Here is a 421-nt window from a genome sequence, read left to right as displayed (position 1 = left end):
GACGAAGGCCGCAGCGAACGCGATGGCGGCGCTGATGAGCAGCGCGTTGACGAACGAGTGTGTCTGATCGACCACGATGCCCGTGATGACGGGCGCGAACGAGCCGCCGAGATAGCCGCCGAAGTTCTGCATGCTGCCGAGCGACGCCACCAGATGACGCGGCGCGGCGATGCTCACGAGCGCCCACGCGCTGCCGCTGGCGAGATTCACGAAGAACATCGCGAGCGAAACGTAGGTGATGGCGAGCGCCGTGCTCGGCGTGTAGGCGGCGGGCACCGTGAACGCGGCCGCGCCGATCAGCCCGACGCACACCGGCCACTTGCGGCTGCGAATCGGCGCGACGCCGCGCTTGAGCAGGTAGTCGGCGATAAAACCGCTGCCCGCCATGCCGATCGTGCCGAACACATAGGGAATCGCGACC

Annotated in this window: 1 pseudogene; it reads right to left on the bottom strand. The window is 67.7% G+C overall.

The window, feature by feature from the left end:
• Nucleotides 1-421: pseudogene (locus SB771_RS33545) on the bottom strand (MFS transporter); the annotation flags it as partial.

The organism is Burkholderia sp. SIMBA_051 (genome assembly GCF_046534915.1).
GTDB lineage: Bacteria > Pseudomonadota > Gammaproteobacteria > Burkholderiales > Burkholderiaceae > Burkholderia > Burkholderia ambifaria.
The sequence above is the reverse complement of the archived record's forward strand: the minus strand, read 5'-3'. Positions and strand labels throughout refer to the sequence as shown.